Below are 24,604 nucleotides of genomic sequence, written 5' to 3' on the forward strand. Positions count from 1 at the left end.
GCGTCGTCTCCTCGCGGGCCGGATCCCCGGGCCCGCGCGCCGGATCTCTCACTGGACGCGCGGCCCCGGCTCGGACGACTCCTCCGCGGAGTCCTTGTCCTGGCCGGGCATGTGGACGTCGGAGACCTTGATGTTGACCTCGGTGACCTCGAGCCCGCACATGCGCTCGATCGCCGTGATCACGTTGCGGCGTACGGCGGCGGCCAGGTCGGGAATGGCCATGCCGTACTCGACGACCACTTCGAGGTCGGCGGCGGCCTGACGCTCGCCCACCTCGACGGAGACCCCCTGGGTGATGTTCTGGTCGACGCCGACCATGCCGCGTACCGCGCCTATGGCTCGCGCGGTGCTCGCGCCCATGTTGTGCACGCCGGGAATCTCCCTGGCCGCCAGGCCCGCGATCTTCGCTACGACGCCGCTCTCGATGGTGGTGGTTCCCTTGGGAGTGACCAGGCCACCCTGGGACCCGGGGCTGTCGGTGCGTGCCCGGGGCACAGGCATCTCTTCGCCCTTGAGCCTGTTCGCCGTGCTGGCTTCAGTCACGTCCGTTCCTTCCCCCGAGGGAAGACCTTCTGCTGGCCTCCCCGGTGCTGACAGAAACGGTCATACCCCTCATATTGCCACTAACCATGACATACTTATTTTTAACTCAATCATGGTCGTATCGGGAAAATGGCCTTTATAGGTATTTTTGGCTGTATATAGCCCAGAGGGCTCGGCAGTGTGGTGGAGGGACCGGTCGGGCGGGGGCACGAACCTCCCGGAGACGCGGGTGCGGTCAGCCGAGACCCCGAGCCCTACTAGCCTTGTCGTGTGCGTATAGCGAGGTTCTCCACAGGAGACGGTGTCGGGTTCGGGGTGGTCGAGGGTGGCCCAGGGGAGGAGTTCGTCTCCGCGATCTCCGGTCATCCGTTCGGGCCGATCCAGTTCACCGGTGAGCGTCACTCGCTCTCCCAGGTCAAGCTGGTCGCGCCCATGCTGCCCAGCAAGGTCGTCGCGATCGGCAAGAACTACGCCGACCACGCCCACGAGATGGGCGGCGAGGTCCCCGACGAGCCACTGGTCTTCCTCAAGCCGTCGACCTCGGTGATCGGCTCGGGTGAGGCCATCGCCTACCCGACGACCCTGTCCCGGCGGGTCGACTACGAGGGAGAGCTGGCGGTGGTGATCGGCAGGCTCTGCCGGGAGGTGCCCCGGGAACGGGCCCACGAGGTCATCTTCGGCTACACCTGCGCCAACGACGTCACGGCGCGGGATCTGCAGAAGAAGGACGTCCAGTTCACCCGGGCCAAGGGCTTCGACACGTTCTGCCCGCTCGGCCCGTGGATCCAGACCGAGCTCGACCCGAGCGACGTCGGCATCGTCACGTCCGTGAACGGCGAGGTCAAGCAGAGCTCGCGTACCTCCAAGCTCATGTACGACATCCCCGCGCTGATCGCCCACGTGAGCGCGGTCATGACCCTGATCCCCGGCGACGTCATCCTCACCGGGACGCCGGAAGGGGTCGGCCCGCTCAGCGTCGGCGACGAGGTCAGCGTCTTCATCGAAGGAATCGGCACTCTCAGCAACCGGGTGGTCTCCCGTGATTAGGGTTCGTTTCGCCCCCTCGCCGACCGGCATGTTCCATGTCGGCGGCGCCCGCTCCGCGCTGTTCAACTGGGCCCTGGCCGAGAGGGCCGGCGGCAGGTTCGTGCTCCGCATCGAGGACACCGACGCCGCCCGCAACCGGCCGGAATGGACCGAGGGCATCATCTCGGCGCTGGCCTGGATCGGGATCAACGACGGCGCCCCGGCCTTCGAGGGACCCTACTTCCAGTCCTCGTACGAGAAGCAGCACCGCGAGGCCGCGGCCAGGCTGCTGGCCGAGGGCCGGGCCTACTACTGCACGTGCACCCGCGACGAGGTCAAGGCCCGTACCGGGTCCGAGCACCAGGGCTACGACGGCTTCTGCCGCGACCGGGGCCTGTCCGAGGGCGCGGTCCGCTTCCGCACCCCCGACGAGGGCGTCACCGTGATCTCCGACCTGGTCCGCGGCACCGTCGAGTTCCCCAACAACGCGATGGAGGACTTCGTCATCGCGCGCGGCGACGGCTCCCCGCTCTTCGTGCTGGCCAACGTCGTCGACGACGTCGAGATGCGGATCAGCCACGTGGTCCGCGCCGAGGAGCACCTGTCCAACACCCCCAAGCAGCAGCTGCTCTGGGAGGCGCTCGGCGTCGCACCGCCCACCTGGGCGCATGTGCCGGTCATCGTCAACGAGAAGCGCCAGAAGCTGTCCAAGCGCCGCGACAAGGTCGCCCTGGAGTCCTACCGCGAGGAGGGCTACCTGGCCGAGGCGATGGTCAACTACCTGATGCTGCTCGGCTGGGGCCCCGGCGACGACCGGGAGATCATGCCCTGGTCGGAGATGGTGCCGCTGTTCAGGCTGGAGGACGTCAACCCCTCCCCGGCCTTCTTCGACGAGAAGAAGCTCCGCGCGTTCAACGGCGAGTACATCAGGGCGCTGCCCCTGGCGGAGTTCGTCACCCGCTGCGAGCCGTGGCTGGACCCGAGCTGGGACCGCGAGACCTTCGCCAAGGTCGCCGAACTCGCCCAGACCCGCATCGCGGTCCTGTCCGAGATCACCGCGAACGTGGACTTCCTCTTCCTGGACGAGCCCGTCTTCGACCAGGCGTCGTGGGACAAGGCCATGAAGAACTCCGCCGTGGAGATCCTCACCGGCTACCTCGACCGTATGGAGACGGTCGACATGGATCCCGAGTCGCTGAAGACCGCGCTGGAGGAGGTCGGCCTCGAACAGGGTCTCAAGCTCGGCAAGGCCCAGGCGCCCGTACGCGTCGCCGTCACCGGCCGGACCGTGGGCCTGCCGCTGTTCGAGTCGATCGAGGTCCTCGGTCGTGAGCGCTCCATCGAGCGTCTCCGTGCCGCCCTCGCGAGGCTCAAGGCCTGATCGGGCTTCGCGGCTTCGAGCGGGCTTTCGCACCCGATCGGATGTCTCGAGGGGCCCGGAAGAGAAAGAGGTCCCAGGCCCGGCCGAGCCCGGGGCTCTGGAGAGGCTTCCGGCCTGCATGGCCTGCACGGCCTGAAAAGGATGACGGCCCGCCCTGGTCTCTGCCCCGGGCGGGCCACCACTTTCTCCCGTGACCGCGGCCACGGGAAGGACCTCAGGACGGGGAGCCCGAGGGACGTCCCTGCTTCGTGCCCCGCCCGGCGAGCTCGTCCCAGAAGCCGAGGTTGTGGGCCGAGGCGCGGTCGAAGGGCCTGATACCGTCCCGTCCCGGGGACAGCTCCTGCACGTACGGCGTGCCGTGTCCGGGACGCACGCGCTTCCAGACGGGCAGTCCCGGCCGGTTCGGGTCGCCGGCGGCGGCGAACCTGGACCAGTAGTCGATCATCGTGTCGCCGAGCCGCCGCTGCTCGGGGGTGAGCGGGGCGGACTCCCAGCCGACCCCGAAGAGGAACGACAGCTCGGAGCCGTGCGAGGCGAGCGGCCTGATCCCGTTGGGCAACGGGAAGAGCTCGGGCGCCGTACGGTCGGTGAACTCGTAGGAGAAGGTCGGCACGTGCCGGGCGAGCAGCAGGTCCGTGTCGCGTGCGGGCCAGGCCCAGTCCAGGTCGCTCATGACGGCCGCCACCGTCTGAAGGGGTGAGCCGCCGTGGGCGTCCGGCGGATACTCGGCGAGCACGTCCGATCCCGCGGCGCCGAACTTCCCGTTGACCGCGGACTCGTACTCCCCGGCCGTCATCGGCGGGAACAGCAGCGACGTGAACAGCGTGCCCTCGTCCCTGGTGATGCCCGTCAACATGGGCACGCGGTGGAAGCGGCCCTCCTCGAACACCTTCGAGGGATCCTCGGGCAGCACCGCGTTACCGTACGCGGGCAACGGGAGCGGCTGCTGGGCCAGCAGGTCGGCCACCGGCTTGTCCCGCAGGCAGGCGAGCGCGGTCTGGGGGTCCGCGCACCCCAGCGCGGCGGCCAGAGCCTGTCCGTGGCCGTCGTGGGCGGCCCGGGGCACCCAGAGCGGGATGTCCAGGACCGGCCGCAGCGCGGTGCCCTCGAAGGTCCCGGTCCCGCACGGGGTGCTCTGGGTGATCGCCCGGTGGAACAGACCCGCCGCGGAGGGGGAGGCGAGCTGCGCGCACACCGAGTGCGCCCCCGCCGACTCGCCGAACAGCGTGACGTTGCGCGGGTCGCCGCCGAACGCCGCCGCGTTGCGCCGCACCCAGCGCAGCGCCGCCTGCTGGTCCTCGATCCCGAACGCTCCCGGGTTCTCCAGCCCGGGATACCCGAAGAACCCGAAGACGCCCAGCCGGTAGTTGACCGTCACCACCACGACATCGCCCCGCACGGCCAGCCTGCGGGCGTCGTAGTCGCTGCCGGCCCCCTTGGTGAGGCTCCCGCCGTGCAGCCACACCATGACCGGCCTGGGCCGCTTGCCGCCCGCGGGGGCGGTCACATCGAGGTAGAGGCAGTCCTCCGCCTCGCTTCCCGGCAGGCCCCAGATGTCGGCGGTCTGCGCGCACCGGTCGCCCGGCGCGGTGGCGTCGCGCACTCCCTGCCACGGGGTGACGGCCCGCGGCGACCGCCAGCGCAGCTCACCGACAGGTGGCGCGGCGTACGGGATGCCCTGGAAGGACAGGTGATCCTTACCGGCCCTGCCCCGCACCCATCCTGAGTCGGTACGTACCGTCATCGGGTTCGCGCCGCCCGCGGTGGCCGGCGCCGCGCCCCCCGGCGGCGCGGTGCCGGCGGGTGCCGCCGCGGCCCCGGCTCCCGCGGCCCCCGGTACCAGCAGCAGGGCACAGGCCAGGCCGGATACGAGCGCGGCGCCCGTCATGTTCCATTTCCATGGTCGTTTCACGATGTTCAGTGTGCGTACCGCCCGTGCGAAGCGCATTGAGGGCACGTACCCGGGTGGGGTGCGGTTTCCCGCACCCCACAGCGGGAGGAAGGGCTAAACCAGCAGGCCGCGGCGCTTCAGCAGGGGCTCGATACGCGGGTCGCGGCCGCGGAAGTCGCGGAAGGCGTCCATCACGTCCCGCGAGCCGCCGACCGACAGCAGGGTGGAGCGGAAGTGGTCGCCGTTGCCGCGGGTCAGGCCACCGTTCTCGGTGAACCAGTCGACGCTCTCGGCGTCCAGCACCTCGCTCCAGATGTAGGAGTAGTAGCCGGCGCTGTAGCCGCCCACCCCGCTGACGAAGATGTGCGCGAAGTAGTTGGTCCGATAGCGGGTGCGGACCAGGTCGTAGGCGATCCCGGCGCGCTCCAGGGCCGCGTTCTCGAACGCCTCGGCGTCCTCGACGGTCTCGCCCGCGGCCAGCCTGTGCCAGGCCCAGTCCAGCAGCGCCGCCGCGAGATACTCGACGGTGGCGAAGCCCTGGTTGAACTTCTCCGCGGCCCTCATCTTCTCCAGGAGCTCCGCGGGTACCGGCTCACCGGTCTCGTGGTGCCTGGCGAAGTTGGCGAGGACCGAGGGCCAGGTGGCCCACATCTCGTTGACCTGCGAGGGGTACTCCACGAAGTCGCGCGGCACGTCGGTGCCGGAGACCCGGGGGAAGCGCACGTCGGAGAAGAGGCCGTGCAGGGCGTGGCCGAACTCGTGGAAGGCGGTGTTGACCTCCTCGAACGTCAGGAGCGTCGGACCCTCGGAGGGCTTGGTGATGTTGAGGTTGTTCATCACCACGGGCAGCTCGCCGAACAGGTGCGACTGGGTGACCAGGTTGTTCATCCAGGCGCCGCCGCGCTTGGTCGGCCGGGCGTACGGGTCGAACAGGAACAGGCCGAGCGGTGAGCCGTCCGCGTCGGACACCTCGAAGACCCGGACGTCCGGGTGGTACCCGGCCAGGTCGTCCCGGTCGGCGAAGGTGATCCCGTACAGCTCGCCGGCGGCGTGGAAGACACCGTCCCGCAGCACCCGGTCCAGCTCGAAGTAGGGGCGAAGGTCGGCGGCGTCGAAGTCGTAGCGGGCCTTGCGCACCCGTTCGGCGTAGAAGGACCAGTCCCACGGCTCCAGGGGGAAGCCGGCCTGCTCGCTCAGCGCCTCGGCCTCCCGGCGGGCGTTGGCCACCGCGGGGCCCACCAGCTTGCCGAGCATCTCCTCGACGGCGTCGGTGGTCTTGGCGGTCTGGTCGGCGACGGAGTAGGCGGCGTGGTCGGGAAAGCCGAGCAGGGCCGCCCGCTCGGCGCGGAGCGCCGCCATCCTGGCCGCCAGCTCGAAGTTCTCCGGCGCCCGGCCGACGGACAGCTCGTACAGCCTCCTGCGGGTCTCCCGGTCGGTCAGCTCGGCCAGCGCGGGCTGGTTGGTGTAGTTGAACAGCGGCAGGACGTACCTGCCGTCCTTCTCGATCGCCTTGATCGTGCTCTCGGCGAGCCCGTCCAGCAGCTTGACGTCCTCGACGACCAGCGCGGAGGCCGTGGAGGCCGTGAGCAGGTTCTGGGAGAAGGTCGTGGCGAGCCTGGTCAGTTCCTCGTTGAGCGCCCTGAGGCGATCCTGGTCGTCCTCGGACAGGTCCGCGCCGGCCCTGACGAAGTCGACGCGGTACTTCTGCAGCAGCCACGCCTCCTCGGGGTCGTCGGTGGCCACCTGTCTGATCCGGGCGTACAGGGAGCGGTCCAGGCGGATGGAGTCGGCGTGCTGGGTCAGCCGGGGGGAGACCTGGGTCTCGATCTCCCGGATGCCGTCGGTCGTGTCGGAGGCGGAGATGCTGCTGAAGACGGTCACGGTCCGCTTGAGAATCCGGCCCGAGCGCTCCAGGGCCTCGATCGTGTTGCCGAACGTCGCGGGCTCCGGGTTGTCGGCGATCTCCCGCACCTCGCGCAGCTGCTCGGCCATGCCACGTTCGAAGGCGGGAAGGTAGTGCTCCTCCCTGATCAGGGCGAACGGCGGCAGCCCGTACGGCAGCGTGCTGGGTTCGAAGAACGGGTTCTCGGCCAAGGCTGGGACTCCTCTCGGGTGGACGGATCTCTCAGCAGGGTTACACAACCGACCTTCGTTGCGGCAGCCCGGTGATACCGCGATTCGGCCGCCGGCAATCGTTTTGGTCTTGACCCCCAACCTGGGCTATTCTTTCGGAGGCGCCAGCGAGTCCCGCAAGGGAGTCCAGCGCGGTGGGGTATGGTGTAATTGGCAACACGGCTGATTCTGGTTCAGTTGTTCTAGGTTCGAGTCCTGGTACCCCAGCTGCATCTTCTCAGGAAGATGCCGCAGATTCGGCTCCCTCCGAATCTGATGACAGTGTGTAGGGTCCCGTCGTCTAGTGGCCCAGGACGCCGCCCTCTCAAGGCGGTAGCGCCGGTTCGAATCCGGTCGGGACTACCACTGTCTCTCGCAAGGCTCCGTCGTCTAGTGGCCTAGGACGCCGCCCTCTCAAGGCGGTAGCGCCGGTTCGAATCCGGTCGGGGCTACAAGTGCGAAACCCCCGGGAGCAACGGTTCCCGGGGGTTTTTGTCGTTTCAGGGGCATATGAAGCCCGCCTGACAGGTGAATCTCTCAGATCGCCTTCCACTCCCGGTGTACGGCCAGGTGACGCCTGAACGCTCCTGCCGCGGTGGAACCGGAAAGGGACGGGGCGGCGCCCCGTCCCTTTCCGGTTCCGTTCCTAGTTCTGCCCCGAGCGGGCCTTGAACAGGGCGCGCTTGGCGGCCTTGCCCACCTGCTTGTCCGGATGCGCCTTGCCGATCGCCTCCAGCAGCTCCTCCAGGTGCGGGTGCGGCACCTTCCAGATCACTTCGAGCAGGCTGACCAGGTTCGGCACGTTGCCGATGTCGTCCAGGCTGCTGACGAACTCGGGACGGCCCAGGCCGGCGGAGATGGTCAGCATGTCGAGGATCAGCCAGTGGGTGTCGGCCTGGGTGGGCGTGGGAGCGTCCTCGACACCCAGCTGGGCCAGGTGGGTGGCCGCGTACGGGCGCAGGGACGGCTCGTCGAGGGCCTCCCGCCAGGCGGGGACGGCCACCTCGCCGAGCGAGCCGACCATGCTGGCCGCCTGGACCCGGATCAGCGCGTTCGCGTCGTCCTCGGCCGCGGCCTCCAGCAGGTCCCTGGCGGCCTGCTCGGGGGCGCGCAGCTCCATCCAGGCCTCGAACTCGGCGTCCGCCTCCTCCTCGGGCAGCTCGGAGCCGAAGGAGAGCAGGTCCAGGGCCGTCATCGCGTCGATGGCGGGCCGGGCGTCCAGCTCGATGTCGGCCTCGTCCACGAGGTGGACCACGCCCTCCATGCCGAGCGGGGTCAGCCGCACCTGGTCGTGCTCGACCTCGACCATGCCGTACCCGGCCAGCCAGTCGAGCACCGGGTTGAGCGGGTCGCCGTACTGCGCGGTGGCGGCGGCCCAGGCCTCCGCGCCCAGGTCGTCGTACTCGGCGGCGGCCTCGGCCAGCTCGGTGCGGAGCTCGGCCAGCGGCTTGGAGCCGGTCGCCAGCAGCACCCGGACCAGCAGCGCCCTGGTCAGCCCGGACAGGGCGATCGTGGCCTCCTCGTCCGCCAGCTCCGGGTCGCCGTAGTCGATGGAGTGCAGACCGGCCATCCACGCGTCCAGGGCGTCGTCGTCCTCCTCGAAGGGCCACTCCGCGGTGTCGGCGTCGATGCTGACCGTGTCCTCCCCCTCGGGCTGGAGGAAGTCGAGGTCGATCGCGAGGTTCCAGATGTTCCAGAGCGCGGGGACGGAGTCGGCCAGCGACTTGTCGCCCTTCTCGGGAACCGGGATGCCGAGGACGGCCAGGGCCTCGGTGATCTCGGCGTCGTCGAGCAGGCTCGTCTCGCCCACCCGGCGCTCCGAGCCGACCCAGATCGCGAGGTCGCGGGCCTTGGAGATCAGGGGTGTCCTGCGGGTGGCCTCGGCCAGCTCGGAGTCCGGGCGGAGCCTGATCGTCGGCAGCTCGGAGAGCTCGTCGGCGAACGGCTCGAAGTCACCGAGCCCCTCGGACTCCTCCTCGTCGTACTCGTCGTCCTCGTCCTCCTCGACGACGAGATCCTCCATGGCGTCGACGAAGTCGTCCTCGAGGCGGTCGAGCTCGGCGAGCAGGTCCCCCAGCGGCGCGGAGCCCTTGGCCAGGCGGTCGGACTCCGACAGGAAGGTCAGATAGGCGCGGACCGCGGGCACCATGCCGTCGGCGGCGGCGTCCGGGTCCTCGACGACCTGGGGCATCCGATCGAGGAGAACCGTGCGCAGGTCGGACTGCCTCCACCGGCCGACGTCGTCGGAGGCGATCAGCCGGTGCCACAGCGCGACAGAGCCGACCAGGTTGGAATCGCTGCCGGGCGCGTTCTCACGCGCCCACAGGATGAAGTTCTGGAGCAGGGGACGCAGTTCAGCCGCGGCTGCCTCGATGCGATCTGTCACCTGCCCAGCCTAGGGGGCCGCAGGGGTGCTCGCCTCCTCATATCGCCCACAGATCGCCCACAGGTCGCTCGGTGTCAGTCGCCGCGGAGGTCAGTTGGCGCGGCGCATCGACTCGGTGATCCGCTCGGCGGCGGTGACCACGGGGGCGGCGTGCAGCCTGCCGGGGGTGCGGGTCAGACGCTCGATCGGGCCGGAGACCGACACCGCGGCGACCACCTTGCCGCCCGCGCCCCTGATCGGCGCCGAGACGCTGGCCACACCCTGCTCGCGCTCGCCGACGCTGTGCGCCCAGCCTCTGCGCCGCACGCTCGCGAGCGTGGCCGCGGTGAACTTGGCCCCGCGCAGGCCCCGGTGCAGGCGGTCGGGCTCCTCCCAGGCGAGCAGGATCTGCGCCGCGGACCCCGCGAGCATCGGCAGGGCCGAGCCGACCGGTACGGTGTCGCGCAGCCCGCTGGCACGCTCGGCGGCGGCCACGCAGACCCGCTCGTCACCCTGCCGCCGGTAGAGTTGCGCGCTCTCCCCGGTCAGGTCCCTCAGCTGGGTGAGAACCGGTGAGGCGACGGCCAGCAGCCTGTCCTCGCCGGCGGCGGTGGACAGCTCGGACAGGCGGGGGCCCAGGACGAAACGACCCTGGGTGTCGCGGGAGACGATGCGGTGGTGCTCCAGGGCTACGGCCAGCCGGTGGGCGGTGGGACGGGCCAGGCCGGTGGCGTGGACGAGCTGTGCGAGGGACGCCGGGCCGGCTTCAAGGGCGTTGAGCACGAGGACGGCCTTGTCCAGTACGCCGACTCCGCTAGAGTTGTCCATACACCGATACTGCCGTCTCGACATATGAGAAAGCAAGTGGGTGCGGGATAGCCGATCGCAAGGAGGCGACATGGGCCGCACGCTCGCGGAGAAGGTCTGGGAGCAGCACGTCGTGCGACGTGCGGAGGGAGAGCCCGACCTGCTCTACATCGACCTTCACCTCATTCACGAGGTCACGAGCCCGCAGGCGTTCGACGGCCTGCGCATGGCGGGTCGCCCCGTCAGGCGGCCCGACCTCACCATCGCCACCGAGGACCACAACGTCCCGACCGTACGCGGTCCGATCAACGACCTGGTGTCGCGGACGCAGGTGGAGACGCTGCGCAAGAACTGTGCGGAGTTCGGCGTCCGGCTGCACCCGATGGGCGACGCGGGGCAGGGCGTGGTCCACATCATCGGCCCGCAGTTCGGCCTGACCCAGCCCGGCATGACGATCGTGTGTGGTGATTCTCACACCTCCACCCACGGCGCCTTCGGCGGCATCGCGTTCGGCATCGGCACCTCCGAGGTGGAGCACGTGCTGGCCACCCAGACACTGCCCGCCTACCGGCCGAAGACCATGGCCATCGAGGTCTCCGGCGAGCTGCCCCCCGGCGTCACCGCCAAGGACCTGATCCTGGCGATCATCTCCAAGATCGGCACCGGCGGCGGCCAGGGCCACATCGTCGAGTACCGGGGCGAGGCCATCCGCAAGCTCTCCATGGAGGGCCGGATGACGGTCTGCAACATGTCCATCGAGGCGGGCGCCCGTGCGGGCATGATCGCCCCGGACGAGACCACCTTCGAATACCTCAAGGGCCGTCCGCACGCGCCGTCCGGCGCCGACTGGGACGCCGCGGTCGAGTACTGGAGGTCGCTGGTCAGCGACGAGGACGCGGTCTTCGACACCGTCGTGGAGATCGACGCCGCGACGCTGACCCCGTTCGTCACCTGGGGCACCAACCCGGGTCAGGGCGCCCCGCTGGGCACGTCCGTGCCCCGTCCCGAGGACACCGAGGACCCGGCCGCCGCCGCGCGTGCCCTGGAGTACATGGGCCTGACCGCGGGCACCCCGCTCCGCGAGGTCAAGGTCGACACGGTCTTCGTGGGCTCCTGCACCAACGGCAGGCTGGAGGACCTGCGCGCCGCGGCCGAGGTGCTGCGCGGGCGCCAGGTCGTGACGCGCACGCTGATCGTGCCCGGTTCGATGCTGGTCAAGCTCCAGGCCGAACAGGAGGGGCTGCACGAGGTCTTCAAGGCCGCGGGCGCCGAATGGCGCGAGGCGGGCTGTTCCATGTGCCTGGGGATGAACCCCGACACCCTCGCCCCCGGCGAGCGCAGCGCCTCGACCTCCAACCGCAACTTCGAGGGGCGGCAGGGCAAGGGTGGCCGTACCCACCTCGTGTCCCCGCAGGTCGCCGCCGCGACCGCCGTCACCGGCAAACTCACCGCGCCCGCCGACCTGTAAGGAGCCCTCGCGATGGAAGCGTTCACCACCCACACCGGCCGGGCCGTGCCGCTGCGCCGCAGCAACGTGGACACCGACCAGATCATCCCCGCCGTCTGGCTCAAGCAGGTCAGCAGGACCGGGTTCGAGAACGGCCTGTTCTCCGCCTGGCGCGAGGACCCTGGCTTCGTCCTGAACGACCCCGTTCACGAGGGCGCCTCGATCCTGCTGGCCGGCCCCGACTTCGGCACCGGCTCCTCCCGGGAGCACGCGGTCTGGGCCCTGCAGCAGTACGGCTTCCGCGTCGTGATCGCGGCCCGTTTCGGAGACATCTTCCGTAATAATTCCACCAAGATGGGCCTGCTCCCGGTCGTCCTGCCGGGCGAGATCGTCGAGGCGCTGCAGGCCGCGGTCGAGGCGGACCCGACCCTTGAGATAACCGTTGACCTGGCAGGACGTCAGGTCCGCTGGGGCACGGAGGTCGCTGCCTTCGAGATCGACGACTACACGCGCTGGCGGCTGATGGAGGGCCTGGACGACATCGGGCTGACCCTGCGCAACGCCGACGCCATCGGGACATACGAGAATGGTCGGCAGCCATGGCTGCCGACGACCGTCTGACGAGTTCAGAAGACGAGCTGGCGTGGCGGCTGCGCGAGGCGCACCGCCGCGTCCGGTCCCTGCCTGTCTCCGTCGAGGAGAGAAAACGTCTCACCAGGCGCCTGCTGGCCATCTGCGATATGGCCAAGCGCGACCTCGATCACGCCACAGGGCGTCTTGATTTGTTCCTTCTCAGTATTGATGTCGTGGTTTCAGATACGCCGAGCACTGGAAACATTGCGGAAGGTGATTGAGTCATACGGCTCCGTCCCCTAATTTCAAGCGAGCAGGGGGTTTCTCATCGTGATCGTTGATGAGAGATCTGTGATGAGACCCCTCGCCGTGACAAATCGGGTGAGACGGGTTTTCTGCCCCGTGACCCACTCCCGGACATCGGTAAGCAGGGGGAGCAACCTTATGAACAAAAAGGAACTCGTCGACGCCATCGCGGATCGGGTGGGCGACAAGAAGACGGCCACCGAAGCCGTGAACGCGGTGCTCGACACGATCCAGACCACCGTCGCGAGTGGTGACAAGGTCTCGATCACGGGGTTCGGTGCCTTTGAGATGGTGCACAAGCCGGCCCGCACCGCCCGCAACCCCTCGACGGGTGCCGAGATCCACGTCGCCGAGAGTTGGGGGCCGAAATTCCGGCCCGGTTCCGACTTCAAGGAACTCGTCAACAACGGCGGCAAGAAGGCATCGAAGAAGAAATAGGTCTCGGCGTAGACGCCCGGACTCCCGAAGCGGGAGCCCGGGCGTCCGGCTTTCCGACCGGCGCCGCCGGATCGGGACGCCCGGCCGGAGCCGTCGAAAAGTGTTCCGCCACGTTCGACGGACTCGTCGGCGGGGCGCCGCGGAGATGATCGCGGCTCGGACCGCCGGGGAAGCCGGTTACCCGGCCGCCTCACCGGCCGGGTACGGGGAAAGTCGAGAGGGTGATGTAGGAGACGTCGTCGCCGTTCATGACGATGTTGACCCGCTGACCCGCCCTGAGCAGCCGGAGCGGCCCCGCGTCGAAGGCCGCCGCGCCGAACGGGATCTCGGTCCCGTCGTCCAGGAAGACCGACCCCGACCGGGTCGCCTCCTCGAAGCTCCGCACCGTCGCCTGCACACGCCCAGGGTAGCCCCCGGACGGGAATCCCGCCCCAACCCGGGACTATCGATCCCTGTCGCGTTCCTCCGGCCGCGAAGGGCCGCCGGACACCGAGATCCTTTCCGCCATGGCCAGCGTGCGGGGGCCGACGCCCAGGACCAGCGCCTGGCGGAGGTCGTCCGGGGTGTCCACGTCATGGCGGACCGACTCCACGCCCGCCACACAGAGCTCCTTGGCGCCGCGCCGCAGGTGCCGGTCCCGCGACTCGCCGCCGAACCCCGGCGTGAACGGCGTGCCGGGCCGTACGCCGTAGAAGGTCGTGCCGATCTCGGAGGCGTCGGGCAGGAACATCTGGTCGAACTCCGCGGCGGCGGTCAGCACGCGGGCCAGCTCCGCGGGGCGGAGGGCGGGGAGGTCGGCCTGGAGGGCGCCGACGGCGTCGCAGGGCGCCAGCCGGGCCGCCTCCAGGGCGCCGTGCCGCAGGGCGGCGTTCAGCCCCGCCTCCGGGTCGCCGACCACGTGCGCGCCGACCCCGCCGAGCGCCTCGGCGGCCACGGGGTCACCCGTCACCACGACCACCCGCGTGACGAGCGCGCACCTCAGCGCCGCCTCGACGGTGTCGCAGGCGATCGCCACGGCCAGCGCGGCCCGGTGCGGGCCCGCCGCCGCAGACAGGCGGGTCTTGGCGGCGACCAGCGTCTTGACCGGGACGACAAGGGTCCAGGCGGAACTTTCCTGAGCAGGCATAGCGTTAAGCATCCCGTCTCGACATCTCGGGGAGCCAACCGGGAGACTTGGTGCGCAAACCGCTCATACGGAGGAGCCCATGAGACGCCCCGGCTGGCCCTCACGATTCTGGGTCGCCTTCGCCGTCGCGATCGTCAAGCCGATCTCGTGGCTCCTGGTCAAGAAGGACTGGCGTCGCAGCGACCGGTTGCCCAGGACGGGCGGAATCATCGTGGCGACCAACCACCTGTCGTGGCTGGATCCGATCCTCATCTCGCACTTCCTCTACAACAACGGCCGCTGGCCGGTGATCCTGGCCAAGTCGGGTCTCTTCTCGGTGCCGCTGCTCGGCCCCCTGCTGAGGGCGCTCCAGGTCATTCCCGTCTACCGGGGGAGCTCCGACGCGGGACGCTCGCTGGAGGAGTCGCGGCGCCGGTTCGCCGCGGGGGCGTGCGTGATGTTCTATCCGGAGGGTACCTGCACCCGCGACCCGGACTTCTGGCCGATGGAGGGCAAGACCGGCGCGGCCAGGCTGGCGCTGGAGACCGGCGCGCCGGTGATCCCCGTCGCGCACTGGGGCGCCCAGGAGATCCTGCCGTACGGTGCCAAAAGGCCCAGCCTGCTGCCGCGCAAGACCTTCCGCGTGCTGACCGGGCCACCGGTCGACCTGTCGAAGTACCGGGGGCAGCCGCTCCAGGCCGACGTGCTGCGCTCCGCGACGACCGAGATCATGTCGGCGATCACGGCCCAGCTGGCCGAACTCCGCGGGGAGAAGGCGCCCAAGGCGCCGTTCAAGCGACCTTCCGACAACTGACTTCGGCGTACGGTGTTGACATCCTCCCCTCCCCGAAGGGAGGGGATTCCCACGGTCGCCCGTGAGAGTTCCTGAATCACCGCCGGTCGCCCGCCAGGAGAAATCCCTTGAGGTCCTACACCAGCTCCACAGGCGTTTCACCTCTCCGCCAGCCCGGCGGTGAGGACCTAGCCGGTCACACTCGTAGTGGCCCGGCTGTCGCCACCGCCGGACACGGTACCGAACCGTACGGCGTCGCGCCGTGTCTTCTCCCCCGCCCGGAGGCGGAGGTTTCCACGCCCAAGGAGAACCGATGACCAAGGCGGCTGTATTCGGCACGGGATCGTGGGGGACGACCTTCAGCATGATCCTCGCGGGGGCGGGTACCCGGACGGTCCTGTGGGGCCGCAGCGCGGAGGTCGTCGAGGCGATCGACCGGCGGCACGAGAACCCCGTCTACCTGCCGGGCGCGGTGCTGCCCGAGACGCTGCGCGCCACGACCGACCCGGCCGAGGCTCTCGACGGCGCCGACTTCGTGGTGCTCGCGGTGCCCTCCCAGACCCTGAGGGAGAACCTGACCCGCTGGAAGCCGCACCTGCCGCCGGAGGCGGTGCTGGTCAGCCTGATGAAGGGCATCGAGCTGGGCACCACCAAGCGGATGAGCGAGGTGATCTGCGAGGTCGCCGGGGTGCCCCAGGAGCGGGTCGCGGTGGTGTCGGGCCCCAACCTGGCCGGGGAGATCGTCCGGGGCCAGCCCGCCGCCACCGTGGTCGCCTGCACCGACGAGCGGGCGATGGAGCGCCTTCAGGAGGCCTGCTACCTGCCGCCCTGGTTCCGCCCCTACACCAACCCCGACGTCGTGGGGGTCGAGCTCGGCGGGGCCGTCAAGAACGTGATCGCCCTCGCGGTCGGCATCTCGGCGGGGATGGGGCTGGGCGACAACGTCGGGGCGATGCTGATGACGCGCGGGCTGGCCGAGATCTCCAGGCTGGGCACGGTGCTCGGCGCGGACCCGCACACCTTCGCGGGGCTGGCGGGCATGGGCGATCTGGTGGCGACCTGTACCTCCCCATTGTCGCGGAACCGTACTTTCGGGGAGAATCTTGGGCGGGGTATGACCCTGGCCGAGGTCATCGCCGCCACGAAACAGACCGCCGAGGGGGTCAAATCCTGCGAGTCGGTGCTCGAACTGGCCAGAAAGCACGACGTGGAGATGCCGATCACCGAAGTGGTGGTGGCCGTCGTCCATGACGCAATGCCTCCCAGCGAGGCCGCGGTGCTCCTGATGTCGCGGACTCCCAAGCCGGAACGGTACGGCCTGTGAAGACACGGTGTGGCCCATGAACAGACGGATGCGCAGGCGCAGGGGGGAGAACACCCGGTCGGTGCACCTGCCGGCTCCCGAGCCGCCCCCGCAGAGACCCTTCGGTCTCCCCGTGTGGCGCAGTTCCGCCTGGGGCTTCGGCGACTCCGCCGAGTACGCCGAGGTGTTGGAGGAGAAGGGGTCCGGCCACGTCTACGGCCGGATCGACAACCCCACCACCGCCGCGTTCGCCTCGGCGGTGGCCTCCCTGGAGGGGGCCGCGGCGCCCGAGGACGTGGCCGGGCAGGCGTTCGCCTCGGGGATGGCCGCCGTGAACGCCGTCCTGATGACGTTCCTGCGCGCGGGCGCGCATCTGGTGGCGCCCACCCCGCTGTACGGCGGGACCCACTCGCTGATCACCAATGTGCTGTCCAGGTTCGGGGTCAGCGCGGACTTCGTCGGCTACGGCGACCTGACCGGGGTGCAGGCGGCGATCAGGCCCAACACGAAGATCATCTATGCGGAGACGCTCTCCAACCCGACCATGGCGGTCTCCGACATCCGCGGCCTCTACCGGATCGCCCGCGCCGCGGGGGCGCTGCTGGTGGTCGACTCCACCTTCGCCACCCCGATCGTGTGCCGTCCCCTGGAACACGGCGCCGACCTGGTGATCCACTCCGCGACCACGTACCTCGGCGGCCATGACGACTGCGCCGGGGGCGTCGCGGTGGGCCGTCCCGACCTGATCGCCCAGCTGCGCGAGGTCAGGATCGACACCGGGGGCACGCTCTCCCCCGACGACGCCTTCCTGCTCCGCCGGGGGCTCGCGACCCTGCCGCTGCGGGTCCGCCGGATGTGCTCCACCGCGATGGTCTTCGCCGCGGCCGTGGCCAAGCACCCCGCCGTGCGCCGGGTCGACTACCCGGGGCTGCCGGGACACCCCGGACACCAGCTCGCCAGGCACCTGTTCGATTCGGGACCCGAGGGCACCAGGTACGGCGCCTGCGTGACGATCACTCCGCGCGGTGGCTACGACGCCGGCGTGGCCCTGGCCGACGCCCTCAGGCTCGCCTCGATCGCCCCCTCCGCCGGAGGAATCCACACCAAGGCCGCGCACGTGGCCTCGACCACCCACCGGCGGCTCGGCGGGGCGGCGGGGATCGACGAGGCGGCCGTCCGGTTCTCCATCGGGCTCGAGGACGCGGAAGATCTCATCATGGACGTGACCAAGGCACTCGACTCACTACCCGCATCGAGTAGATAGGCGCGTCTAACAGCCGGATTGCCCCCTAACAGGGGGTAGATTCGAGCATCATGAGTGAGCAGCACGAACCTCTACCGAGGGTCGCCGTCGTCTTCGGCGGTCGCAATTCCGAGCACGCCGTCTCCATTCTCGGAGCGGGAAGCGTGTTGGAGGCCATCGACAGGTCCAAGTACGAGGTGGTCCCGATCGGGATCGCCCAGGACGGCCGGTGGGTGCTCGCCTCCGGGGAGCAGCGATACGGGATCGAGAGCGGCGAGTTGCCCGCCGTCGACGCGGCGAGCGCGACGCTGGCGCTGACATCCGGTGACGGCTCGCTGGTGGCGTACGACCCCGGCAGCATTCCCGTCGAGCTCGGCCACGTCGACGTCGTCTTCCCGGTGATGCACGGCCCCTTCGCGGAGGACGGCACCATCCAGGGGCTGCTGGAGATGGCCGGGGTCCGCTATGTCGGCTCCGGGGTGCTGGCCAGCTCCGTCGGCATGGACAAGGCGTACATGAAGATGGTCCTCGCCGCCTCGGGCCTGCCCGTCGGGCCGTATGTCGCGATCCGCGACCGCGACTGGCGGACCGACCGCGGCCGGGTGCTCAAGGAGGTCCAGGAGCTCGGCTGGCCGGTCTTCGTCAAGCCCGCCCGCGCCGGGTCCAGCCAGGGCATCTCCAAGGCCGCCGACCTGGAGGAGCTTGAGCGGGCCATCGAGTTCGCCCGCGAGCACGATCCCAAGGTGCTGGTCGAGGCCGCGATCACCGGCCGCGAGATCGAGTGCGCCGTGCTGGAGTCGCCGGGCGACGAGGCGCCCCGGGCCAGCATGCCCGGTGAGGTGCTGGTTCACGGAGACCACGAGTTCTTCGACTTCGAGGCCAAGTACCTCGGGGACGACATGTCCCTGTCGGTGCCCGCGGACATCCCCGAGGAGACGGCCGAGCAGCTGCGGGCGATGGCCGTGCGCGCCTTCGAGGCGCTGGGCTGCGAGGGCCTGTCGCGGGTCGACTTCTTCTACACCACCGACGGGCGACTGATCGTCAACGAGATCAACACCATGCCCGGCTTCACCGCGATGTCGGTCGCACCGCAGCTCTGGGCCGCCACCGGGGTGCCCTACGCGGAGCTGGTCGACCGGCTGATCCAGCTCGCGCTGCGCCGCTCACCCGGTCTGCGGTAGCGCTGCCTTGATCGGTGCCGCGAGATCGACCAGCACGTTCTGCGGGGTGTGCTCCCGCGCGACCGTCACCTCGACGTAGGCCGCCCTGCCGACCGACGTGAACAGCGTCGGTCGGGCCGGGTCGGCGTACCACGCCACTTCGTTGATCTCGGGCACCTGGTCGGTGGGCGACATCGTCACCGGCCGCGGCACCCCGCAGCGCAGCGCGATGCGGCCCTGCCCCCACACGGCGACGTAGGGGGAGGCGGGGGTGGACTCGACCCGGTCCGCGCCGTCGAGTCTCCGCGGGAGCCGCTCGGCGAGCGCCTGGCACGCGGCGGCGGCGGGTCCCTCGGGGACGGGCGGCTCGACCCGGACGGCGCCGCCGCATCCCGCCAGGATCAGCAGGGCGCAGGCGCACCCCGCCAGGCGGATGGACCGCAGTGGCATGTCACGTTCCCGACGGTCAGATACGGACTCAGATATGGACGATGGGACACGTCAGTGTACGCGTGATCCCCTCCACACCCTGAATCTGCGCCACCACGAGCTTTCCCAGCTCATCGACGTTGCGGGCCTCCGCCCGCACTATCACGTCGTAGGGTCCGGTGACGTCCTCGGCCTGGGTGACACCAGGAATGCCGGAGATCTCCGAAGCCACGTTCGCGGCCTTGCCGACCTCGGTCTGAATAAGGATGTAGGCCTGCACCACAACGACCTCCGGGGCGATTGGATCAGTGCCGAAGGGCCACCGTACCCTGTGATGAACGGGAGGTGTGTCATCACAGTCGGAGATCTCGGCGAATTCGGAGTTGTTGCACGTATTGCCGGACGCTTGCCGCAGGGAGGGACCGTATTGCTCGGTCCCGGGGACGACGCCGCGGTGGTGAGCGCTCCCGACGGGCGGGTCGTCGTGACGACTGACCTGTTACTCGAGGGTAGGCACTTCCGCCGTGATTGGTCCAGTGGCTACGACATCGGGCGCAAGGCCGCGGCGCAGAATCTCTCGGACGTCGTGGCGATGGGAGCGGACCCCACCGGCCTCGTGGTCGGCCTCGGGCTGCCCGCCGACGCCGCCACCGGCTGGCTGGACGACCTCACGGACGGCTTTCGCGACGAGTGCCACCTCGTCGGCGCCAGCGTGGTGGGCGGCGACATCACCCGCTGCGACCTCGTCGTGATCGCCGTCACCGCCCTCGGCGACCTCGGCGGCCGGGCGCCGGTCACCAGGTCCGGGGCCAGGCCCGGTGACGTGGTCGCGGTCGCGGGCCGCCTCGGGTACGCCGCCGCGGGCCTCGCGCTGCTCCGTGCGGGCCTGGCCGGGCCGGTGGAGCTGATCGACGCCCACCGCCGCCCGTGCCCTCCCTACCCGCGCGGCCCCGAGGCCGCCGCACTGGGGGCCACCGCCATGCTCGACGTGAGCGACGGCCTGCTTCAGGATCTCGGCCACGTGGCGGCCGCGGCCGGAACCGCGCTCGTGCTCGACCCGGAGGCGTTCCACATCCCGCCGGTGATGCGGGAGGCCGCCCGGCTGCTCGGCACGGACCCGCTGGAGTGGGTGCTCTCCGGCGGCGACGACCACGCCCTCGCCGCGACCTTCCCGGCCCGGGTACGGCTCCCGGAGGGCTGGAGTGTGGTGGGCCATGTCATCGAGGGTGAGGGAGTGCAGGTCAAAGGCATGTTGCTGGACCGTGGCGGCTGGGATCACTTCCGGGAGTGACCTTTACCACTCGTTGTTACATCTGCGAAAATTGCCACAAACGGTTATTGAACTGGTATGAAGTTGGGCGGTCGAGATTCCCTCCGAGAAAGGGGCGATATGGGCCGCCATGGTGGAAACGGGGAAGCGGCTTCCCCGGACCGGGGGAAACGCGGGCCGGGGCCCGATCCGGCACCCGGTCACCGGGACGAGCCGATCGGGCGCCGGCTCCGTCCCGAGGAGTCGATGGTCACCGAGCCCCAGACGGGTTTCCTGGGTTCGGGATGGACGTCGGAGTCCGAGCCGTCCGTCACATGGCCGGAGGACGAGGAAAGGTCCGGCGGACGGACCAGAATGACCTTGCTGATCGTCGCCGCGGTGGCGGTGGTGCTCGGCGGGACCGCGTTCGGGATCCGGACGCTGACCGGCTCCGAGAGCTCCGCCGCCGACTGCCCGGTCGCCGGTTGCGCCACGGCGGTGTCGAACCAGCCGGAACCGCTGCCCGACCCCGCCGGTGAGACCGAGCCCACCGAGGACCCCGTACCGGCCGACGAGCCCGAGGAGGCGGGCGACGAGACGACGGAGGCCACGCCCGTCCCGACTCCCGCCTCCACCCGCAGGGAAGGCGGAGTCACCTCCACCCCCAGGCCCACCACGACAAGGAAGGCCACCCGCGCGCCCCTGGCCTCCGACGAGCCGTCGCCCACCGGCGAACCGGAGCCCACGCCCACCTCCGAGCCCCTCGTCGTCGGTAACCACCGAACACCCGCTCCCGAGCAGTCCCCGAGCACCACGGCGCCCGTCCCCGTGCCCACCGCCACCTTCGAGGCGCCCGCGCCCGCCGCGGGAGGCGCCGTGATCATGGTGGGCGCCGCCCTCGTGAAGAGCAGGGCACAGTCGTACACGGTCAGGCTCGTGGTCGCCGCGGACGAGAGCGTCGAGAACCTGAGGGTGAGCGTGCCGGTCAACGGGACGGTCTCCTCGGTGCACGGAGCCGACTGGGAGCAACTCGACGACAGCCTGGTGATCGACTCGCCGGAGGGGCTGGAGGCGGGCGAGGAACTCGTCGTCGTCTTCACCGCGAGCGGTGACGCGGGGATTCCGGAGACCTGTCGGAGCGACCGGGGAGAGTGCGCCGTCGTCTGACCCGGCGTCTGACCCGGCGTCTGACCCGGCGTCCCGGACCCGGCCGGTGCCGTCGGATCCGGCCCGGTCGGGCCTCGGTCGCCCGAGCCGGTGCCGCCGCGGCTCTTCCACGCGGCCAAGGCGTGGCGGGAAGTGGACGGGGGTGCTCAGCCGGTCGGCACGGGGCTGGTTGGATGGGGGCATGACCGTTCTGGCTCCCCCTCGCGTGCTGACCGTCGCCGGCTCCGACTCCGGAGGTGGTGCGGGCATCCAGGCCGACCTGAAGACCATGCTGGCCCTCGGCGTCCACGGCATGAGCGTGATCGCCGCGGTGACCGCACAGAACTCGTTGGGCGTGCAGGGCTACTGGGAGCTTCCCCCGGAGGCGGTCCGCGCCCAGCTCGACTCGGTGCTCGGTGACATCGGTGCCCAGGCGGTCAAGACCGGCATGCTCGCCTCGCCCGTACTGGTGGAGACGGTCGCCGAGGTGCTGGCAGGGCTGGACGTGCCCGTCGTGGTCGATCCGGTGGGAGTCTCCAAGCACGGTGACGCGCTCCTCGCCCCGGAGGCGGTGGAGACGGTCAGGTCGAGCCTGCTGCGCACGGCCACGGTGGTCACCCCCAACCTGTGGGAGGTGCTCCAGCTCACCGGTGTGAAGGTCACCGACGAAGCCGACCTGCGCCGGGCCGCCGACGCGGTCCTGGCGCTCGGGCCCGAGTGGGCGCTCATCAAGGGCGGCCACCTTCCCGGGGCTCCTGTCGATCTGCTGACCGACGGCACGCGGGAGTTCCGCTTCACCGCGGAGCGCCACGACAACCGGCACACCCACGGCACGGGCTGCACCCTGGCCTCCGCGATAGCCTCCCACCTGGCCCTCGGCGAGGACGTCCCCGCCGCGGTGGAGAAGGCGAAGGCGTACGTCACCGGCGCGATCGAGCACGGTTTCCCCCTGGGGGCCGGCATCGGCCCGGTGGACCACGCCTGGCGGCTGCGCTTCCGCTGAACGCGGAGAACCCGCCTCGAACGCGGTGGAGCCGTACCGAACGCGGCAGAGCCGGCCTCGGCGGGCAGGCCCGTCCCCGGCGGCGAGACCCGTTGGGAACGGCGAAGCCCGCCACCCCGTAGAGGGGCGGCGGGCTTCGCGGAAGTCCGACTAGCGGGTGACCTTGCCGGCCTTGATGCAGGAGGTGCAAACGTTCAGCCGCTTCGGCGTGCCGTTCACCACTGCGCGCACGGGCTGGATGTTCGGGTTCCAGCGGCGGCGGGTGCGGCGGTGCGAGTGGGAGACGTTGTTGCCGAAGGTCGGCTTCTTAGCGCAAACGTCGCAGACGGAAGCCACGGTTCGCTCCTTAGATCAGTCGAGAGGCTCGATCCGCCGCACTGGCGGGCGGTCATCGGGCATGCCGGGACGACCGGCTGGCCACACGAGGATACCCGATGTTCGGCCCTACAGGCGAACGTGAGCCGCCGTGAACGGTCGAACGGGGATAATCTCCGGAGGCAACCGTAGCGCATCCCGGGACGCGCCATGGCGGGTCGCGTCCGGCGGGCGGCGATCGGCCGGTGCGGGCCGGGCCGGACAGGCCGTGCGGACGGGTTGTGTGGACGGGTTGTGTGGACGGGGAACCACCGGTCGCGGCATCGGGATCTGCCAGGGGAGACCGGTGGGATCGACGAGGGCGAGCAGGAGCAGGAGGGCAGGAATGCTGCAGGTTCTCGACCCGCCCTCGGTGCGGAGGTGGTCGCGGCTGGCCGCGGAGACGCTGGGGAAGGCGCGCGAGGAGATCGACGCGCTCAACGTCTTCCCGGTGCCCGACGGCGACACCGGTACCAACCTGCACCTGACCATGCTCTCCGCGGCCGAGGCGCTCGACGGGCTGCCCGCGGACGCGGGGACGGCGGCCACCTGGCAGGCGCTCGCGCAGGGAGCGCTGCTCGGCGCGCGGGGCAACTCCGGGGTGATCGTCAGCCAGGTGCTACGCGGCCTCGCCGAGGTGTTCAGAGAGGCCGAGGGGCGCGGCACGGACCTCTGCCGTGGCCTGGTCAGAGCCGCCGAGCTGGCCCGTGCCGCGGTGGCCAGGCCGGTTGAGGGCACGATCCTGAGCGTCCTGACCGCGGTCGCCGCGGCGGTGCGCGACGGCCGCGGAGATCTCGCCTCGATCGCGAGAAGGGCGGCCGAGGAGGCGCGCTCCGCGCTCCGCCGTACCCCCGGGCAGCTCGACGTGCTGGCCCGCAACGGGGTGGTCGACGCGGGCGGCGCGGGCCTGACGATCATTCTGGAGAGCCTCGCCGCGATCGTCACCGACTCCTACACCGGGCGGGTGGACATCCCCGCCCCGGCCCACCGGATCGGCGCGGAGGTCGCGGGGGAGAGCGCGGACGGGCCCGGCTACGAGGTCATGTACCTCCTGGAGGCCGGAGCGGCACAGGTCGCGGCGCTTCGCGCGGAACTCGACGCGCTGGGCGAGTCGCTGGTGATCGTGGGTGGGGACGACCTGTGGAACGTGCACGTCCACGTGGACGACGCGGGCGCGGCGATCGAGGCGGCGGTCCGGCTGGGGCGGCCCCACCGGATCAGGGTGACGTATCTGGTCGGCGCGGACAGGACCCACCCGGCCGCGCGGGGCAGGGGAGTGGTGGCCGTGGCGGCGGGACCCGCGCTGGCCGCGCTGTTCGAGGAGTCGGGGGCCGTGGTCGTCCGCCGCGAGCCGGGCTCCAGCCCGCCGCTGGCGGCGGTGCTCGCCGCCATCCGCGAGGCCGGCTCGGAGGTCGTGGTCCTGCCCAACGACAGCGGGACGCGCGAGGTCGCCGCGGCCGCCGCGGAGGTGGCCAGGGAGGAGGGCCTGGTGGTCGGCGTCCTGCCGACCAGGGCCTCGGTGCAGGGCCTGTCGGCGCTGGCCGTGCACGACCCGCTGCGCCGCTTCGACGACGATGTGGTGGCCATGACCGAGGCGGCCGCGCACACCCGCCACGGGCACGTCTGGGTGGCCGACCGCGAGGTCATGACGAGCGCGGGCCTGGCCGAGCCGGGTGACGTCCTGGGGGTGGTCGACGGGGACGCCGCGCTGATCGGCAGGGACCTCGGGGCCACCGCCCTGGAGGTCGTGGGCCGCATGGTGTCCTCCAGCAGCGAGCTGGTGACCGTTCTGGAGGGCGTCGACGCCCCCGAGGGGCTCGCGCGCGCGGTGCTGGACCACCTGGCCGAGACCAGGCCGGACATCGAGGTGGTGCTGTACGAGGGCGGCCAGGGCGGCTACCCGCTGCTCATCGGCGTCGAGTGAACCGGG

General features: G+C 70.6%; 24 protein-coding genes and 3 tRNA genes. 17 read left to right on the top strand and 10 right to left on the bottom strand.

Going from position 1 to position 24,604, the window contains the following annotated elements; genetic code table 11:
- Nucleotides 1–48: 48 nt before the first annotated feature.
- The gene (locus AB0K21_RS06755) at nt 49–501 is read right to left on the bottom strand and encodes an Asp23/Gls24 family envelope stress response protein (protein WP_343978023.1); all 453 of its coding nucleotides are present in this window, start codon (nt 499–501) and stop codon (nt 49–51) included.
- A gap of 312 nt (nt 502–813) precedes the next feature.
- Between AB0K21_RS06755 and AB0K21_RS06760 the strand changes: the two genes are divergently transcribed.
- Nucleotides 814–1,590, top strand: a complete 777-nt coding sequence (locus AB0K21_RS06760; RefSeq protein ID WP_343978017.1) for a fumarylacetoacetate hydrolase family protein — start codon at nt 814–816, stop codon at nt 1,588–1,590.
- Nucleotides 1,591–1,618: 28 nt separating this feature from the next.
- Complete coding sequence (gene gltX, locus AB0K21_RS06765) at nt 1,619–2,950, top strand: glutamate--tRNA ligase (RefSeq protein ID WP_343978020.1); 1,332 nt, start codon at nt 1,619–1,621, stop codon at nt 2,948–2,950.
- A 214-nt stretch (nt 2,951–3,164) separates the two neighbouring features.
- Here gltX and AB0K21_RS06770 read toward each other — a convergent pair whose 3' ends face one another.
- Nucleotides 3,165–4,862: a carboxylesterase family protein gene (locus AB0K21_RS06770; protein ID WP_364148441.1), complete on the bottom strand. Its 1,698-nt coding sequence runs from the start codon at nt 4,860–4,862 to the stop codon at nt 3,165–3,167.
- 93 nt (nt 4,863–4,955) lie between these two features.
- Complete coding sequence (locus AB0K21_RS06775) at nt 4,956–6,935, bottom strand: M3 family metallopeptidase (RefSeq protein ID WP_364148444.1); 1,980 nt, start codon at nt 6,933–6,935, stop codon at nt 4,956–4,958.
- Nucleotides 6,936–7,109: 174 nt separating this feature from the next.
- Here AB0K21_RS06775 and AB0K21_RS06780 point away from each other — a divergent pair.
- From AB0K21_RS06780 to AB0K21_RS06790, 3 genes are all read left to right on the top strand, one after another.
- Nucleotides 7,110–7,181, top strand: a tRNA-Gln gene (locus AB0K21_RS06780).
- A 62-nt stretch (nt 7,182–7,243) separates the two neighbouring features.
- Nucleotides 7,244–7,319, top strand: a tRNA-Glu gene (locus AB0K21_RS06785).
- Nucleotides 7,320–7,332: 13 nt separating this feature from the next.
- A tRNA-Glu gene (locus AB0K21_RS06790) sits at nt 7,333–7,405 on the top strand.
- 194 nt (nt 7,406–7,599) lie between these two features.
- On the opposite strand, the gene AB0K21_RS06795 is transcribed toward AB0K21_RS06790, so the two are convergent.
- Entirely contained in the window at nt 7,600–9,339 is a 1,740-nt protein-coding gene (locus AB0K21_RS06795; protein ID WP_364148447.1) for a hypothetical protein, read from the bottom strand.
- Nucleotides 9,340–9,429: 90 nt separating this feature from the next.
- Nucleotides 9,430–10,146 carry an IclR family transcriptional regulator gene (locus AB0K21_RS06800; protein ID WP_030913609.1) on the bottom strand — a complete coding sequence of 239 codons (717 nt, stop codon included), beginning with the start codon at nt 10,144–10,146 and terminating at the stop codon, nt 9,430–9,432.
- A gap of 70 nt (nt 10,147–10,216) precedes the next feature.
- Between AB0K21_RS06800 and leuC the strand changes: the two genes are divergently transcribed.
- The 4 genes from leuC to AB0K21_RS06820 all read left to right on the top strand — a co-directional run bounded on the left by leuC (nt 10,217) and on the right by AB0K21_RS06820 (nt 12,889).
- Entirely contained in the window at nt 10,217–11,593 is a 1,377-nt protein-coding gene (gene leuC / locus AB0K21_RS06805; RefSeq protein WP_343982259.1) for a 3-isopropylmalate dehydratase large subunit, read from the top strand.
- A gap of 12 nt (nt 11,594–11,605) precedes the next feature.
- Nucleotides 11,606–12,193, top strand: a complete 588-nt coding sequence (leuD, locus tag AB0K21_RS06810; RefSeq protein WP_364148451.1) for a 3-isopropylmalate dehydratase small subunit — start codon at nt 11,606–11,608, stop codon at nt 12,191–12,193.
- The gene (locus AB0K21_RS06815; protein ID WP_343982264.1) at nt 12,172–12,426 is read left to right on the top strand and encodes a hypothetical protein; all 255 of its coding nucleotides are present in this window, start codon (nt 12,172–12,174) and stop codon (nt 12,424–12,426) included. The genes leuD and AB0K21_RS06815 overlap by 22 nt, the downstream gene beginning before the upstream one ends.
- Before the next feature lie 163 nt (nt 12,427–12,589).
- Nucleotides 12,590–12,889 (top strand): HU family DNA-binding protein, encoded by a 300-nt coding sequence (locus tag AB0K21_RS06820; protein ID WP_030913604.1) that lies wholly within the window; start codon nt 12,590–12,592, stop codon nt 12,887–12,889.
- Nucleotides 12,890–13,079: 190 nt separating this feature from the next.
- On the opposite strand, the gene AB0K21_RS06825 is transcribed toward AB0K21_RS06820, so the two are convergent.
- Together AB0K21_RS06825 and cofC are read right to left on the bottom strand one after the other, a co-directional pair.
- Nucleotides 13,080–13,286: a hypothetical protein gene (locus AB0K21_RS06825; RefSeq protein WP_343982269.1), complete on the bottom strand. Its 207-nt coding sequence runs from the start codon at nt 13,284–13,286 to the stop codon at nt 13,080–13,082.
- 45 nt (nt 13,287–13,331) lie between these two features.
- Nucleotides 13,332–14,027: a 2-phospho-L-lactate guanylyltransferase gene (cofC, locus tag AB0K21_RS06830; RefSeq protein WP_364148456.1), complete on the bottom strand. Its 696-nt coding sequence runs from the start codon at nt 14,025–14,027 to the stop codon at nt 13,332–13,334.
- Between the two features lie 67 nt (nt 14,028–14,094).
- Here cofC and AB0K21_RS06835 point away from each other — a divergent pair, with 67 nt between their 5' ends.
- From AB0K21_RS06835 to AB0K21_RS06850, 4 genes are all read left to right on the top strand, one after another.
- Nucleotides 14,095–14,808 (top strand): lysophospholipid acyltransferase family protein, encoded by a 714-nt coding sequence (locus tag AB0K21_RS06835; RefSeq protein ID WP_364148459.1) that lies wholly within the window; start codon nt 14,095–14,097, stop codon nt 14,806–14,808.
- A gap of 292 nt (nt 14,809–15,100) precedes the next feature.
- Nucleotides 15,101–16,111: an NAD(P)H-dependent glycerol-3-phosphate dehydrogenase gene (locus AB0K21_RS06840; protein ID WP_343982278.1), complete on the top strand. Its 1,011-nt coding sequence runs from the start codon at nt 15,101–15,103 to the stop codon at nt 16,109–16,111.
- A 16-nt stretch (nt 16,112–16,127) separates the two neighbouring features.
- On the top strand, nt 16,128–17,354 hold the full coding sequence (locus AB0K21_RS06845; protein ID WP_343982281.1) for an aminotransferase class I/II-fold pyridoxal phosphate-dependent enzyme: 1,227 nt from the start codon (nt 16,128–16,130) through the stop codon (nt 17,352–17,354).
- Nucleotides 17,355–17,404: 50 nt separating this feature from the next.
- Entirely contained in the window at nt 17,405–18,514 is a 1,110-nt protein-coding gene (locus AB0K21_RS06850) for a D-alanine--D-alanine ligase family protein (protein ID WP_364148463.1), read from the top strand.
- On the opposite strand, the gene AB0K21_RS06855 is transcribed toward AB0K21_RS06850, so the two are convergent.
- Entirely contained in the window at nt 18,497–18,943 is a 447-nt protein-coding gene (locus tag AB0K21_RS06855) for a DUF3515 family protein (protein WP_343982287.1), read from the bottom strand. The genes AB0K21_RS06850 and AB0K21_RS06855 overlap by 18 nt on opposite strands.
- 28 nt (nt 18,944–18,971) lie before the next feature.
- Entirely contained in the window at nt 18,972–19,205 is a 234-nt protein-coding gene (locus AB0K21_RS06860; RefSeq protein ID WP_030913587.1) for an Lrp/AsnC ligand binding domain-containing protein, read from the bottom strand.
- Nucleotides 19,206–19,256: 51 nt separating this feature from the next.
- On the opposite strand from AB0K21_RS06860, the gene AB0K21_RS06865 reads away from it, so the two are divergent.
- The 3 genes from AB0K21_RS06865 (at nt 19,257) to thiD (ending at nt 22,320) form a co-directional block, all read left to right on the top strand.
- Complete coding sequence (locus AB0K21_RS06865) at nt 19,257–20,213, top strand: thiamine-phosphate kinase (RefSeq protein WP_364148467.1); 957 nt, start codon at nt 19,257–19,259, stop codon at nt 20,211–20,213.
- A 333-nt stretch (nt 20,214–20,546) separates the two neighbouring features.
- The gene (locus tag AB0K21_RS06870) at nt 20,547–21,338 is read left to right on the top strand and encodes a hypothetical protein (RefSeq protein WP_364148470.1); all 792 of its coding nucleotides are present in this window, start codon (nt 20,547–20,549) and stop codon (nt 21,336–21,338) included.
- Nucleotides 21,339–21,519: 181 nt separating this feature from the next.
- Nucleotides 21,520–22,320 (top strand): bifunctional hydroxymethylpyrimidine kinase/phosphomethylpyrimidine kinase, encoded by an 801-nt coding sequence (gene thiD, locus AB0K21_RS06875; RefSeq protein ID WP_343982299.1) that lies wholly within the window; start codon nt 21,520–21,522, stop codon nt 22,318–22,320.
- 150 nt (nt 22,321–22,470) lie between these two features.
- Here the strand turns inward: thiD and rpmB are convergent, their stop codons facing one another.
- Nucleotides 22,471–22,656, bottom strand: a complete 186-nt coding sequence (gene rpmB, locus AB0K21_RS06880; RefSeq protein WP_012894387.1) for a 50S ribosomal protein L28 — start codon at nt 22,654–22,656, stop codon at nt 22,471–22,473.
- A gap of 364 nt (nt 22,657–23,020) precedes the next feature.
- Between rpmB and AB0K21_RS06885 the strand changes: the two genes are divergently transcribed.
- Entirely contained in the window at nt 23,021–24,598 is a 1,578-nt protein-coding gene (locus AB0K21_RS06885; RefSeq protein ID WP_343982319.1) for a DAK2 domain-containing protein, read from the top strand.
- The last annotated feature ends 6 nt before the right edge of the window (nt 24,599–24,604 follow it).

Source organism: Streptosporangium sp. NPDC049248, assembly GCF_040678965.1.
Lineage (GTDB): Bacteria > Actinomycetota > Actinomycetes > Streptosporangiales > Streptosporangiaceae > Streptosporangium > Streptosporangium fukuiense.